At 49.7% G+C, this 13,727-nt stretch carries 11 protein-coding genes; 5 read left to right on the forward strand and 6 right to left on the reverse strand.

The genetic code is table 11. The annotated features are described in order from the left end of the window. Nucleotides 1-218: 218 nt before the first annotated feature. The 4 genes from H6F88_RS04350 to H6F88_RS04365 all read right to left on the reverse strand — a co-directional run bounded on the left by H6F88_RS04350 (nt 219) and on the right by H6F88_RS04365 (nt 4,019). The gene (locus tag H6F88_RS04350) at nt 219-1,745 is read right to left on the reverse strand and encodes a pentapeptide repeat-containing protein (RefSeq protein WP_190641524.1); all 1,527 of its coding nucleotides are present in this window, start codon (nt 1,743-1,745) and stop codon (nt 219-221) included. Between the two features lie 202 nt (nt 1,746-1,947). After that, entirely contained in the window at nt 1,948-2,352 is a 405-nt protein-coding gene (locus tag H6F88_RS04355) for a hypothetical protein (protein ID WP_190641525.1), read from the reverse strand. A 15-nt stretch (nt 2,353-2,367) separates the two neighbouring features. Further along, a complete protein-coding gene (locus tag H6F88_RS04360) occupies nt 2,368-2,880 on the reverse strand; it encodes a hypothetical protein (protein WP_190641526.1) in 513 nt (170 codons plus the stop codon). Between the two features lie 14 nt (nt 2,881-2,894). Next, nucleotides 2,895-4,019 carry a hypothetical protein gene (locus H6F88_RS04365; RefSeq protein ID WP_190641527.1) on the reverse strand — a complete coding sequence of 375 codons (1,125 nt, stop codon included), beginning with the start codon at nt 4,017-4,019 and terminating at the stop codon, nt 2,895-2,897. A gap of 660 nt (nt 4,020-4,679) precedes the next feature. On the opposite strand from H6F88_RS04365, the gene H6F88_RS04370 reads away from it, so the two are divergent. The 3 genes from H6F88_RS04370 to H6F88_RS34300 all read left to right on the forward strand — a co-directional run bounded on the left by H6F88_RS04370 (nt 4,680) and on the right by H6F88_RS34300 (nt 7,448). Further along, on the forward strand, nt 4,680-6,020 hold the full coding sequence (locus tag H6F88_RS04370; RefSeq protein ID WP_190641528.1) for a pentapeptide repeat-containing protein: 1,341 nt from the start codon (nt 4,680-4,682) through the stop codon (nt 6,018-6,020). A 123-nt stretch (nt 6,021-6,143) separates the two neighbouring features. After that, nucleotides 6,144-7,223: an alanine dehydrogenase gene (ald, locus tag H6F88_RS04375; protein ID WP_190641529.1), complete on the forward strand. Its 1,080-nt coding sequence runs from the start codon at nt 6,144-6,146 to the stop codon at nt 7,221-7,223. Between the two features lie 60 nt (nt 7,224-7,283). Then, entirely contained in the window at nt 7,284-7,448 is a 165-nt protein-coding gene (locus tag H6F88_RS34300) for a TetR family transcriptional regulator C-terminal domain-containing protein (protein WP_190641551.1), read from the forward strand. On the opposite strand, the gene topA is transcribed toward H6F88_RS34300, so the two are convergent. Beyond that, entirely contained in the window at nt 7,441-10,248 is a 2,808-nt protein-coding gene (gene topA / locus H6F88_RS04385) for a type I DNA topoisomerase (protein WP_190641530.1), read from the reverse strand. The genes H6F88_RS34300 and topA overlap by 8 nt on opposite strands. Nucleotides 10,249-10,696: 448 nt before the next feature. On the opposite strand from topA, the gene H6F88_RS04390 reads away from it, so the two are divergent. Continuing rightward, nucleotides 10,697-12,289 (forward strand): NAD(P)H-quinone oxidoreductase subunit N, encoded by a 1,593-nt coding sequence (locus tag H6F88_RS04390; RefSeq protein WP_190641531.1) that lies wholly within the window; start codon nt 10,697-10,699, stop codon nt 12,287-12,289. A 333-nt stretch (nt 12,290-12,622) separates the two neighbouring features. Continuing rightward, the gene (locus H6F88_RS04395; protein WP_190641532.1) at nt 12,623-13,225 is read left to right on the forward strand and encodes a Uma2 family endonuclease; all 603 of its coding nucleotides are present in this window, start codon (nt 12,623-12,625) and stop codon (nt 13,223-13,225) included. 52 nt (nt 13,226-13,277) lie between these two features. Here H6F88_RS04395 and H6F88_RS04400 read toward each other — a convergent pair whose 3' ends face one another. Further along, entirely contained in the window at nt 13,278-13,640 is a 363-nt protein-coding gene (locus tag H6F88_RS04400) for a MerR family DNA-binding protein (protein WP_190641533.1), read from the reverse strand. Nucleotides 13,641-13,727: the final 87 nt, after the last annotated feature.

Here is a 13,727-nt window from a genome sequence, read left to right on the forward strand (position 1 = left end):
CAGGTGAAAAAGTCTAAATGAGCTGAAGTCCGTTCGCACGGGCTCTGTTCTTGTAGTCGCGGTTTTACTTGTAGTTGCAGTTTTAACTACTAAATCTCACAAACTTGTTTGAGGGTAACTGTTGAGTCTAACTGTTGTTGATGTAGGCAACGGTCAATTTGTTTTACCCGTTGCCATAATCACCATCACAACCAGGCACACACTACCAGGTACACATCTCAAGGTTCTGAGTTGTTGTCAAACCGCGGAGATTCAAAGGCATCTAGTTCAAACACAGGTTGCTTAAGCGCTGGAGGGGCATAAGCGTCCAGTCCTTTAACGATCGCCTTTTTAACTTCAGGTGTGATTTTGATACGTCTAGACAGATCTTGAGAAGTTCCATCCGATGAACTGTGTTCTTCCTCAAACTGTGTTTCCGTTTGGGTAGCTCGGATGGCTTGTAATTTCACTACTTCTAGCAAATCGGCACTCTGTCGTCGATAGGTCGCAATTTGCTCATCTGTTGCCTGCAACTCAGTCTGATAGCTTAGTTCTAGCGCCTTTAACTGCACTTTGTATAGGTTTCTAGCTTGGCCCTCAAGTTCTGCTTTGCTTGCTCCTAGAGGGAGGCTGAGTTGAATGGTGCAGGTGAGTTCGTTGGGATTAGCGATCGCCTGAATCGTCAAGTTTTGCTCACCATACTTCACCTGCAGATCTTGAAATGCCAGGAGAAAAGCCTGCCAGTCAATCCCGTCATCAAACACCAACTCAACCGTCTCTGGTGCAATATCAGCTGAGTGAGTTGTGTCTACTGAGGCAGAGTCAATGTCCTGGTTTGACTGAGGGGTAGACTGGAAACTAACTGCCCGTGAAGATTGGGGAGGCAGGGATATCGATTGACTGCTATCCAACCCCACTGCAGCAAAAATTGCGCCACTGAAATTCGTTTCGCGATCAATACTCCAATCCTCTACACAAGTTTCTTCAAGAATCGCTTGTGTAAAATTGGTTCCCAAAGCCTGAGCCTTAAATAGATTTGCGCCAGTCAGGTTTGCTCCCGTTAGGTTTGCCCCATTCAAGTTAGCTCTAATCAGGGTTGCTTCACGCAGATCAGTTCCATGCAGGTCTGTGCCGCTCAGGTCTGCTCCGGTTAAATTAGCGCGTCTCAAATCTGTACCGCTGAGATTGGTTCCACGCAGGTCAGTTTTGCTCAAATCTACGCGACTTAAATTGGCTCGGCTGAGGTCAGTATTACTCAGGTCTGCCTCGCTCAAATTTACCCGACTCAAGTCGGCTCTGGTCAAATCGGCACCGCTCAGATTGGCTCCACTTAGGTTGGCATCCTTTAAGTCTGCCCCTACCAAAATTACGCCGCTGCGATCCTGTCCGCTCAGATCTGCTTTGCTTAAATCTGCGCGACTTAGATTTGCCGAGGTTAGGTTTGCATCTCGCAGATTGGCACCTGCCAGGTTCGCTGCACTGAGATTGGTTTGGCTGAGGTTTGCTGCACTAAGATTTGCTTCGGTGAGATTAGCTTCACTGAGATTGGCTTGGGTTAGGTCTGCCCAGCGAAAAGTGGCTTGAGTTAGGTCAGCCTGGTTGAGATTGGCCTGAGTTAAGTCTGCCCAACGAAAGTTTGCCTCACTAAGAGTTGCCTGATGCAGTCCGGCCCGCGTTAGGTCAGGAATTATCGGATTCTTTCGCCTCCACTCATTCCAAGCTTCTACGCCTTCTTTGAGCAGCGCTAGATATTCCTCGTTGATCATTGCTTTAGCCTGTCAGCGTTATTCTTTTTCATAGAAACTGAACTTCTTGCAAACTGCTGTGTCGGATTGGAGTGATGACAGCGAAGCGGGGCTTAAACCGATATAGGAGTCTAATGCAAGAGGTTTACTTTTGGTCTTGCTGAGGATGCACTTCTCCATTCAGGCATTAACTCGCGCTAACCTTGGCTCGATTGTGAAAGGTTTACGAAAGTTTCATGCTGGACTGGTGGTCATACTGATCTACAGAGGAGTTGCACCCTGAGCCGCGCCGTCGGTCTTTCAGCAGTTGATGCATCACCTGAATCACCGTACCTCTGGCATACTGGCTCATGGCCAGAACGGGTACTTGTCTGACGTGGACTTGATACTGCACATAAGGACCTTGATGCAGCATGTTGACTGTTGTTTTGGGAGTGATGCCAGCTTTGAGAGCAGCCATTACAACTGCTTCATCGAGCTTGATGGCTGCCCAGTCGTTCTCAGCAAAGCGCTGATAAAGCGTGGAATAGTCTAAGTCGGGTTGTCCGATGATTTGTCTGGATTGCAATAGGTACTGTTGTCGTGCCTGTTGTCCCAACTCTTTAGCTGGCTCCTTGGGTTGAAGCATGATCGTGGCACACGGCTAGGCTGCTGCTTCAGCGTTGCTACACAAATCGCCCAGCAGGTTTTCTTCGTCAAAGTCAAACCCTTCATCTGTGATTGGGTTTGCAAACAGAGAGTCAGGAATGGCGATCGCTGATTCTAGTTCTGGATGCACTCTGAGCAATTCGGCTGTGAGTGATTCGCTCAGCATTTGCCTTAGCTCAACTTTGAGGTCGTTCCAGGAAAAAGGTTGGGTCAATGTGCCGGGACGTTCGATGTTAAAGCTGCTGCAAAGTAGCTCAATCTGTCGGGAGAGGAGTTCTACTGCATCTCGGGCGATCGCCTGAAGTTCCCCTTCACTCATTGCGGTGCCCTGGTAGGCAAAGGGTTTGTAAAAGGCGACGATTGCGTCTACTCCTTTGCGTTTCCCCTCCCGACTGCTGAAGCGATGGTTTTTGATCAGATATTGGAAGACGGCTCCCACCACCGAGTCTGTATCAGCATTGAAGGCAAACTGAACTCGCTGGCGAACGGTCTTTGTTTTGGTAGCCATTGCACCCGCCCAAGCTAAGCTAGAACCTCACTATACTTGCTCACCAACCCCTGGAACAAGCCATAGCAATCAGACATCCGCGTCACCATTGAGGGCATATCAGTTGCTTCGGGCAGTTCATTCACCAGTTCGTCTAGCTTTTCTTGTTTGCCGTCTGCAAAGATCACCTGGTCTGCCATCCGTAGCCCATCAAAGTAGGTTTTAATGGTTTGACGCATGACGAAGGCGGCACCACCACTGATGATGATGTCGGCTGTACCATCAGAAAGCTGTCCTAATAGGTTGTCTTGCAAATAAATCCGAGCGGCTTTCCAGTAGGCTTGTCTGACGGCCTCAACAGCAGCAGCGAAATCATAGAGTTCGCCCTTTGCCTGAGAAACCTGAGTGGTTTTTCCGGTTGAGAGGGCAGCCATCAGGGCGGGATAGTCAGCGGGAGTCACACCACAGCTACGGGCAACCCGCTCAAACACAGGCCAGAATCCAGGACCATCAGAATTAGATTTGGCGCTCTTGAGACTGCCTTGCTCAAAGCAGAGAACCGACAGATTTCTGTGGCCCATCATCAAGATGAAGGTGCGTCGCTGATCAATTGGAATGCCTGTCGCGTCAAGCTGTGCTTTGCGGTTGAGGTAAAGCCCAAACCCTTCTGGGCAGAACTTTAGGCTAACGCGAACCTGCTGAGCCATACCCCGGAAGCGGAAGTTTTGGGCGGTCTGGGTGAGCTTGGCAGCAATTTCGTCTTTGGTATTCATCTCGGTTAGGGGCAGCGGCAGCCAGATGATGGCTTCGTATTGGCTGGGCATCCGCTCCTTTTCAGCAATTACGCCGAGCGCCGCAATAATTTTGTAAACGGCCTGGTTTGCCTTATTTTCAACCAAGCTGTTGCCTTCAACGAAGGTTTTTGCGGCATCGCCAACCAGGATGACCTCATTGCCGACTTGTAACCACGCATGGTCTTGAGGACGTCCGCCCGCATTCAAAATTGAGAGCGCCAGAGTGGTCAAGCCATCAGCTACGCCTGCCCCCATCCAGAGGGCTTCTTTTTGATCATCGCGAACCCGGTAAAAAAACTTGGAACCAGACGTGCCAATGTCACCTGCTAAGTAAATGGTGGAACTGCTTGAGCTTGCCTGAGTCATGGGTACTGAAGAAAACGCTACAGCCACATCTTATGCACTTTGGTTAGAAATGGTTAGTATTTTCTTCTAACTTTTTGAAATCTTTAAATACGTTGTTTCTTCGGTTGAAAATGGTTAGATCTTAAGAGGATTTTTGATGTAATTAGGTTTTATTTCTGCGGCAAAAATATGAAGGGCGATCGCCCTTCATATCTCGCTTTTTTGAAAGTTTATTTCTTTACTTTTTCCCGAAAAATAACTCTTTTAAAAAGGGCTTTTGCTATCTCCTCAATGCGCTAAATGCTTGAAGAGATAGAAATAGGTAGTCTATCTGTATAGGACTTTCAGGCTTTTCCTGGCGAATCAGGAATAATCGCCAAATAAAAATAATTTCTCGCAAAAGATATTTTTATTCACCCTGAATTAGCAAAAATTCCTAGAAAATAGCTTGTGTAAACTAGCAAAATCAATCTTTTTCTAAAGAAAAATAGGAAAGCCTAAGAGAATGTTTAAGAAGTAGCAAATGTCTCTTGTAAGGACGTAGCATTTGGCACACAGATTTCAAAATAAACTGTGAACTTTTGCTTAAACGTCTACACCGAATGACGCAACAAACGCAACAAATTAGACTTCTCAAACTTCTTCTGAGAAACAGAGCTTGGTCAAGCAAGATGGGACGGTATGAGTGAATTGAGTAATCTTGAGCGATCGCCTGCAAACTTGTTTTGGTTAGGTTTGCCTGTTGGATTAACAGTCCTTTCTTTAGGCATGGCGTTTTTGCCTGAGCAGCTACTAGAAGAAAAACTGCGAGAAGCAAAAACGGTTAGACAAATTTCGCTCTTTTGCGCTGGGGTCGGTACCTTTGCGGCAATCTCAATGGGTTACAGGCTGATCCGCCATGAACCGTCCGTAGAGTCGGATCATCGGGTAGATTTTGCTGATACCGGAGAAACGGATGCTATAGAAACCACCCACGCCGAATTCAGTACCCCTGATGGAGTAGAACAGGTGGTTAGCAGTATCGCCGCAGATGATGTCACCAGAGATGATGTCAGCACAAGTAGTATCACTACAGATGATGTCGCTACAGATGCAGAGATAGATGCAGATGTAGAGGTTTCTGAAGAGGTAGATATTTCTCAAGATCCTGATGTGCAGTCTATTTTGCTGCGACTGGTAAGCCAGGACGAATTGACGCGATTAGAGGCAGCGATCGCCTTACGGCAGTTGAGTCGTACCAAAGATCTGAATGGATTGACTTTAAGTGGGCTATGTTTGAGAGGCGCTAACCTAACCCAAGCAAACCTGAGTCATTGTGATTTGAATAGTGCAGACTTGAGCGGCGCGAACTTGAGTGGTGCAAACCTCAACCATGCGAACCTCAGCCAAGCAAACTTGAATTGCGCAAACTTGAGCAATGCCAACCTGGACACTGCCAATCTCAGCTATGCCAATCTCAGCGCCGCGAACTTAAATCAGGCAAACTTAAACCGAACCAATTTGAGCCAAGCAAATCTCAGCCGAGTTGATTTGAGTCAAGCAATCCTAACAAATAGCCTGTTAATTAATGCGGTGTTTGAGGGGGCAAACCTCAATCAAGTTAACTTAAGTGGCTCAACTCTAGATGGTGCAATTCTCAATCGCGTTGATTTTAGTCAGGGCAATCTTTCTGAAACAAGCCTGAGAGCCACACGCTTGATCGGGGCAAATCTCCGTCGAACCAGGCTACACCGCGCCAAGCTTAACCAGGCTGTTCTAACGGGGGCAATCTTGGACGGCGCAACGTTGGATGGAGCTGATTTGTATGGGGTGGAGCTAAACGGTGCCGATCTAAACGAGGTAAATCTGATTGGTGCCGTTTTAATCGATGCCAACTTTAGCCGAACTAATCTGAGTCAGGCAAACCTCTGGAAAACTGTCGTTGACCCCAACAACCTCAAAGCTGCATTTCTGTGCGGCACCACTTTCCCCGATGGTTCTTTAGAAAATAGAGACTGTCCCGATCAAAAACCTCCTGCATAAATCACTTGAAGCGTGAATGGTAGTGCTGCTCAGTCCCGCTACCATTCACGCAGAAGATCTAATAAACCCCAACCCCTTCAAATCCCACCTAAGCTAGAAAGATGGGTTATCAACGAGGTAGCAATGGAAATTGGTGTGCCCAAGGAAACGAAGGATCTAGAGTTTCGGGTGGGGTTGAGTCCAAACAGTGTGAGAGTTTTGTGTGATAGCGGTCATACGGTTTTTGTCGAAACCGAGGCAGGAATTGGGGCAGGCTTTACCGATGAGGATTATGTTCAGGCAGGAGCAAAGATTGTGTTGCAGCCTGAAGATGCCTGGAACCATGAACTGGTAGTTAAGGTGAAAGAACCACTGGCTCCTGAGTATCCGCTGATTCAGCAGGGGCAACTTTTGTTTACCTATCTGCATTTGGCAGCAGGTCGGCCTCTGACCGAGCGACTGATTGAGTCGGGGGTGACGGCGATCGCCTATGAAACGGTCGAGGTTAATCGGACGCTGCCTCTGCTAACCCCAATGAGCATCATTGCCGGACGACTCTCAGTGCAGTTTGGAGCACGCTTTCTCGAAAAGCAGCAGGGTGGACGAGGTGTTCTTTTGGGCGGCGTACCGGGTGTGCGTCCTGGAAAAGTTGTGATTTTGGGCGGTGGTGTCGTTGGAACTGAAGCCGCTAAGATGGCGATCGGGCTGGGCGCTCAGGTGCAAATTCTCGATATCAGCGTAGAACGCCTGGCTTATTTAGAAACGCTCTTTAGCTCCAGGGTCGAGCTACTTTACAGCACTGCTCCTCAAGTTGAAGCCGTCGTTCCTGATGCCGATCTGTTGGTGGGGGCGGTGTTGGTGCCAGGTCGCAAAGCACCTGTGTTAGTAACTCGCGCCATCGTTGAAAAGATGCGTCCCGGTTCAGTCATTGTAGACGTTGCGGTTGACCAGGGTGGCTGCATCGAAACGCTGCACCCCACTTCTCATAGCCATCCCACCTATGTTGAGTCAGGAGTTGTGCATTATGGTGTGCCTAATATGCCAGGAGCCGTTCCCTGGACTGCAACTCAGGCACTTAACAACAGCACTTTCCCCTACGTGCTAAAGCTAGCTAACTATGGCATCAAAGCATTGGATGTCGATCCGGCATTGAGCAAAGGGCTAAACGTCCACAATCATCAACTGGTGCATCCGGCGGTGAAGGAAGTTTTTCCCGATCTGTAAAAACAGCACCCTCAGGGATTAAGATCTTCGACCTCTTTAAAGAAGTCGAAGATCTAGACGCTGCATTCAAATACCCAACAGAATCTTCAAGAAGCAAATGCCCTGATTGCGCTTGTTGACGGTAGCGGAACAGAGTTAGTAATTAACCCTGAAAAATTTACCGCTGAGCAACAGCAGTACCTCGTGCGACGCTACCTCAACGCTGTCCTAGCGAGGACTAGCTAGATTTACTCGATTTACTAGTCTTGCGGGTAGAACCCGTTTTGGTTGTGCGCGATCGCGTCGACTTCGATGAGGTTGAACTGGTTTTTGTCGTTTTGCGGCTAGCAGCGGACTTAGTCGTTTTGCTTTTACCGTTGGCTGACTCTTCTACCTCATTGACCTCGTCTGTCTCAAGGTCATCTGTGTCGATATCGTCTACCTCGATCTCAGCCGCTTTGGGTGCCTTACGTCCGCGAGTAGACTTTGCCTTGGTCTTGGTGCCAGCCTTTTCAGCCAAGAGCTTTACTGCTACTTCTAGCGTTACAGACTCAACGGTTGCGCCTTCTGGCAGTGAAGCATTCACCTTGCCATGCTTAATGTAAGGACCATAAGGCCCGTCGTAAATGTTAACTGGCTCATTATCGGCGGGATGGGCACCCAGTTCACGCAGCGGCTTAGCTGCTGCTTTGCGCTTACCGCGTCCGCTCTTTGGTTCTGCAAGTAGCTCTAATGCCCGCTCTAGCGTGACCGTCAGCACATCATCGTCTTTCTTTAAAGATCGATAGTCTTTGCCTTCCTTACCCTGGTCGTGAACCACATACGGACCAAACCGCCCCAGGTTTGCCTGAACTTTAGCGCCCGTTTCGGGGTGAGCGCCTAGTAGACGAGGCAAAGCCAGCAGCCCTATCGCCATTTCCAGCGTGACATCTTCCATCTTCACGCCTTTGGGCAAAGAGGCACGTTTGGGTTTGAGGTTCTCCTCCGTGACATCGCCTAACTGCACGTAAGGACCATAGGCACCAATCAGCATGTAAATCGGTTCGCCTATTTCAGGGTGGAATCCGACCTTGTCTGGCCCTTCAGTTTTTTGGCGCAGCAGTACTTCTACCTGATCTGGGTCAAGGTCAGCTGGGGTCAGGTCTTGTGGAATTGAGGCTTTAACTGGTCCACCGCCGTTTTCGACCTCGATGTATGGACCATAGCGCCCAATTCGCACTTTTGCCGCTAGCCCTTCTAGCTCGACTGCCCGTGCTTCGTTCGGGTCAATCTGGCTTTCTCTCTCTTTGACCTGCGTTTCAAGCCCAGCCTCGCCCAGGTAAAACTCTTTCAGGTAGGGCAACCAGTCCGCCTCGCCTGTAGAAATTTCGTCCAGAGTTTGCTCCATGCGAGCCGTGAAGCTGGTATCGACCAGGTCAGGGAAGTGTTTTTCTAAGAGCGCTGTGACTGCAAAGGCTGTAAAGGTAGGAACCAGGCTGTTATTGACCATTTGGGCATAGCCCCGATCAATAATCGTGCCAATAATGCTGGCATAGGTGCTGGGGCGACCGATGCCTTCACTTTCCAGCATTTTCACTAGAGAAGCTTCCGTGTAACGGGCAGGCGGTTGGGTTTCATGTCCGATCGCCTCCAATTCCGTGCAACCCGGATGATCCCCAACTTGCAGCGTCGGCAAAATCACTTCCTGGTCTTCGATCGCCGCATTGGGATCGTCGGAACCTTCTACATATGCCCGAAAGAAGCCCGGAAAATCAATTCGCTTGCCCGTGGCGCGGAAGCTAGCATCTGCGACTTGAATTTGAGCAGTGATGTGGGTCTGACGCACCTCTGCCATCTGAGTCGCGACAGTGCGCTTCCAGATCAGGTCATAGAGCCGCAGTTCCCGACCATCTAACCCCGTTTCTTGAGGCGTGCGAAAGGTGCTACCTGCCGGACGAATGGCTTCGTGGGCTTCCTGTGCGCCTTTGCTTTTGGTGGAATAGCGGCGAGGTTCGGGGCTGAGATAGTTGGTGCCGTACATCTGCTCGACGCAACTGCGGGCAGCGGCGATCGCCTGCTGTGACAGATTCACGGAGTCCGTCCGCATGTAGGTGATGTAGCCCTGCTCATACAGGTTTTGTGCCGTTCGCATGGTTTCCCGTGCGCTCAGCCGCAGTTTGCGGTTTGCTTCCTGCTGAAGTGTCGAGGTGGTAAAGGGGGCAGAGGGTTTGCGGGTAGAAGACCGCTCTTCCAGGTTAGAAACCGTCCATTCGCTTTCCTGGAGCCGTTCCTGAAGTGCTCTTGCCTCTGCCTCATTCAGCAGCAGTACCTCTCGACCCGAGACGATTTGTCCAGTCGATTCGTCAAAGTCGCTGCCCGTTGCCAACCGAGTGCCACCCAGCGTTACCAGACGAGCTTCAAACGGCGTTTCGTCCTTCGTCAGCATCGCCTTCAGATCCCAGTAGGAACCTTTGCGGAAGGCGCGTCGCTGGCGTTCACGGCTGACTAACAGTCTCACGGATACCGACTGAACCCGACCGGCCGACAATCCAAAGGCGATTTTCTTCCATAGCAGCGGCGACAGCGTGTAGCCTACCAGTCGATCCAAAATTCGTCGGGTCTCCTGGGCATGAACTAACTGCTCATCGACATCGCGGCAATTTGTTAAAGCTTCTTGAATTGCGTCTTCGGTGATTTCGTGAAACACCATCCGCTTGACCGGAATTTTCGGCTTCAACACTTGCAGCAGGTGCCAGCTAATGCTCTCGCCCTCACGGTCTTCGTCGGTTGCCAGCACTAGCTCTTGAGCGTTTTTAAGTGCGTCCTTGAGCGCTTTGACAACCTTCTTTTTGTCTTTCGGAATGACATACAGCGGCTCAAAATTAGCGTCAACGTTGACTCCAATTTTTGCCCACTCTTCTCCCTTCACCTGGGGCGGGATTTCGCTGGCGGATTGCGGCAGGTCGCGGACATGCCCCATCGACGCTTCTACCTGATAGCCCGAAGGCAGGTAGTTGCGAATAGTCCGAGCTTTGGTGGGAGATTCGACGATGACGAGAGTTGACATAAGGCTCAATCGCGCTTCAAAAGGAAACCAAGAGTTGACCTGTAGACTGCAACGATGACGAGCAGCAGGTGATGGTCACGAGATTATTCAGATTCTGAACTTCACTCTAGCCTTCACTGTACTGGCGTAACGAGATGCAAATGCAAAAGATTAACTTTCAACCTAACCAGGGTTAAGGGTTTGATGCAACAGTGTGAGTCGATACTCTGATCTCTACTTATAGCGGATATCAGTAGAAATCAAGGGTGAGATTGTGGCGATCGCCCCAGATTAACCAGATTTGCAAGGTATGATCCACTATGGAAGGACCACGATCAGACTGCGCCAAAGGTCACTAACGGTTGGAATCACGGGTAAATCTTGACCAATTGCTGCTTTGCCCTGTTCCAAATTATTTAATCTCGTTCATCCTTTAACCTGCCGATCTCGTTTAACCCAGTCAAAATTTATGGATTTTGCCAACCTCGTAGCCCAACTCAACGCCGGAACCATCTTGCCAGAGGGGATCATCATTGCCACTCTGCTTCTGGTTTTGGTCGGTGATCTGATTGTGGGACGAACGTCTTCACGCTGGACACCCTATGTGGCGATCGCCGGATTGCTAGCCGCAGTCGTCGCCCTCTACTTCCAGTGGAATAACCCCAACTCCATTTCCTTTTTAGGAGGGTTTAACAGCGATTCTCTTAGCGTCATCTTCCGAGTGATCATTGCCCTCTCGGCGGCACTGACCATCCTCATGTCCGTTCGCTATGTTGAGCAGTCAGGCACCTCCCTGGCAGAATTTCTCGTAATTCTGCTGACTGCGACCTTGGGCGGCATGTTCATGGCGGGGGCAGACGAGCTAGTCATGACCTACGTGTCCTTTGAAACGCTGGGCATCTCCTCCTACCTGCTGACCGGCTACATGAAGCGCGATCCCCGCTCCAACGAAGCAGCACTCAAATATCTGCTGATCGGCGCTTCCAGTTCGGCAATTTTCCTTTACGGAATTTCTTTACTCTACGGTCTGTCCGGTGGTGAAACTCGCCTCACCGCCATCACCGCTAACATTCTTGCCAACAACGTTGACCAATCCATCGGACTGCTGATTGCCCTGGTCTTTGTGATCGCTGGAATCGCCTTCAAAATCGCCGCCGTCCCCTTCCACCAGTGGACCCCCGACGTGTACGAAGGCTCCCCAACTCCCGTTGTCGCATTCCTTTCCGTTGGCTCTAAGTCTGCCGGATTTGCCCTGGCAATTCGCCTGCTAGTCAGCGCTTTCCCTGCCGTCTCCGAGCAGTGGCACTTTGTCCTGGCGGCTTTGGCAATTCTCAGTATGCTCTTGGGAAATGTGGTTGCTCTGGCTCAAACCAGTATGAAGCGACTGCTGGCTTATTCCTCCATTGGTCAAGCAGGCTTCGTCATGATCGGGTTAGTCCTGGGCACCGAGGCAGGTTACGCCAGCATGATCTTTTACCTGCTGATCTACCTGTTCATGAACCTGGGCGGCTTTGCCTGCATCATCCTGTTCACCCTGCGAACGGGCACCGACGAAATCAGCGAGTACAGTGGACTGTACCAAAAAGACCCACTGCTCACCCTCTGCCTCAGCGTTTGCTTGCTCTCCTTGGGGGGAATTCCGCCACTGGCAGGCTTCTTTGGCAAGCTCTATCTGTTCTGGGCAGGTTGGCAAGCTGGAGCTTACTGGCTAGTGCTGCTAGGACTAATTACCAGCGTGATCTCGATTTACTACTACATCCGCGTCGTCAAGATGATGGTGGTGAAAGAGCCAGAAGAAATGTCCGAAGCAGTGAAGAACTACCCTGCTGTAAATTGGAATTTGCCAGGGATGCGTCCTCTTCAAGTTGGCGTGGTATTTGCCTTGGTGACCACTTCACTCGCAGGCATTCTCTCGAATCCGCTGTTTACCCTAGCGAATAATGCGGTGTTGTTGACTCCCATGCTTCAGCCAACCATCACCACGATTCAGCCAGCACCCAATCCCGCAACTCCCGGTTATGCTGATTTGGAATCGGAGACTAAGGAGGCGATCGAGGGTTAGAAAAACTATCAAGTTAGTTTAGGAGGGAACGCAACACTGTTGCGTTCCCTCTTCTTTTTTGTCTAGTTTCCAAGCCTCAACTTTTTTAACTGGGAGGAAGCTGGAGCTCAGTAGTGAGAAAAATTTTGTATGTTTAACAGCGTAGGTTGGGTTGAAGCATGAAACCCAACGAACTTAGACTCTACGGTTGCTGGGTTCCGCCCTGCTTCACCCAACCTACAATGAGGCAGTGGTTTACAGTCATTTTGTTTCGCTGCTGTGTCTATCAGCAGCGAAGCTCTCGAACGTGATCTGGGGTAAATCTATGACATCCGTCAATCAGGAAGATCGGCTATGACAACATTACTCATCCAAACCGAAAGCATTCCCCTGACGGTGAATCTCCCCTCGATCGCCACCATGAACCATGAACAGTTCTACGAATTTTGTCAGGCTAATCAAGATCTTCGGATTGAGCGAACTGCGACCGGGGAAGTGATTATCATGCCACCTGCCTTTTCTGACACGGGCAACCGCAATTTCAACCTTGCTGTTCAGCTTGGAAGTTGGGCAGAGCAGGATGGTACAGGAGTTGGCTTTGATTCCAGCACTGGCTTTACTCTCCCGAATGGAGCAACGCGATCGCCCGATGCTTCATGGATTAAGTGCGATCGCTGGAATGCACTAACGGAAGAACAAAAAGCTTCATTTGCGCCCATCTGTCCAGATTTTGTCATAGAGCTACGGTCTTCTAGTGACACGCTCACCGGACTCCAAGCCAAAATGCAGGAGTACATTGACAATGGCACGTTGCTAGGTTTCCTGATTGACCGCAAGAACCGCACCGTTCATCTCTATCGACCCAACCAAAGACCCGAAATCTTAAACGACCCTGCATCGGTTAGCGCTGACCCAGAACTACCTGGATTCGTTTTGCAGATGGCAAAGATTTGGTAGTGTGGCTAGCGTTGTCGTCGCTGTTCTCGCCAAGTCAAACCTGTCACCCAACCTACGGTATTACTTCTTCGTTTAGCTTGTTCAGTTTGTTGACGAGGTAAGTTTCGATTGTGTTTAACTGTTGTGTTTTTTCAGTGATTTCTTCAATTTTGCGTTCAATGATTTTGATTTGCTCTTGCTTGGGCATCGTGCCGCCGCTCCACTCATCGAGCAATTGTTTCATTTCGTTCAGCGTAAATCCCAGTCTTTTGCCTTGATTAATCATTAGCAGGCGCTCTATCGTTTCTGAGCTGTATTCCTTGTAGAGTCTTGTTCCTGCACAGCGATCGCTTGCCACAATTAGTCCTATCTTTTCATAAAACCGAATTGTATCTTTCGATAATCCTGTTTTCTTAGACAGCTCACCAATTAGCATTGCAGCAACTTAAACCTTACAAGATTGACTTGACTGTGGAGCATACTCCATAGTTTACGCTGCCTGATATCAGCTAGTACTTTGGAA

Origin of the sequence: Oculatella sp. FACHB-28, from assembly GCF_014696015.1 — a bacterium.
Lineage (GTDB): Bacteria > Cyanobacteriota > Cyanobacteriia > Elainellales > Elainellaceae > JAAUTN01.

Excerpts from the sequence above, each read along its gene's own strand:
- H6F88_RS04350 (WP_190641524.1), bottom strand. The coding sequence starts at position 1,745 with ATGATCAACGAGGAATATCTAGCGCTGCTCAAAGAAGGCGTAGAAGCT.
- H6F88_RS04355 (WP_190641525.1), bottom strand. The coding sequence starts at position 2,352 with ATGCTTCAACCCAAGGAGCCAGCTAAAGAGTTGGGACAACAGGCACGA.
- H6F88_RS04360 (WP_190641526.1), bottom strand. The coding sequence starts at position 2,880 with ATGGCTACCAAAACAAAGACCGTTCGCCAGCGAGTTCAGTTTGCCTTC.
- H6F88_RS04365 (WP_190641527.1), bottom strand. The coding sequence starts at position 4,019 with ATGACTCAGGCAAGCTCAAGCAGTTCCACCATTTACTTAGCAGGTGAC.
- H6F88_RS04370 (WP_190641528.1), top strand. The coding sequence starts at position 4,680 with ATGAGTGAATTGAGTAATCTTGAGCGATCGCCTGCAAACTTGTTTTGG.
- ald (WP_190641529.1), top strand. The coding sequence starts at position 6,144 with ATGGAAATTGGTGTGCCCAAGGAAACGAAGGATCTAGAGTTTCGGGTG.
- topA (WP_190641530.1), bottom strand. The coding sequence starts at position 10,248 with ATGTCAACTCTCGTCATCGTCGAATCTCCCACCAAAGCTCGGACTATT.
- H6F88_RS04390 (WP_190641531.1), top strand. The coding sequence starts at position 10,697 with ATGGATTTTGCCAACCTCGTAGCCCAACTCAACGCCGGAACCATCTTG.
- H6F88_RS04395 (WP_190641532.1), top strand. The coding sequence starts at position 12,623 with ATGACAACATTACTCATCCAAACCGAAAGCATTCCCCTGACGGTGAAT.
- H6F88_RS04400 (WP_190641533.1), bottom strand. The coding sequence starts at position 13,640 with ATGCTAATTGGTGAGCTGTCTAAGAAAACAGGATTATCGAAAGATACA.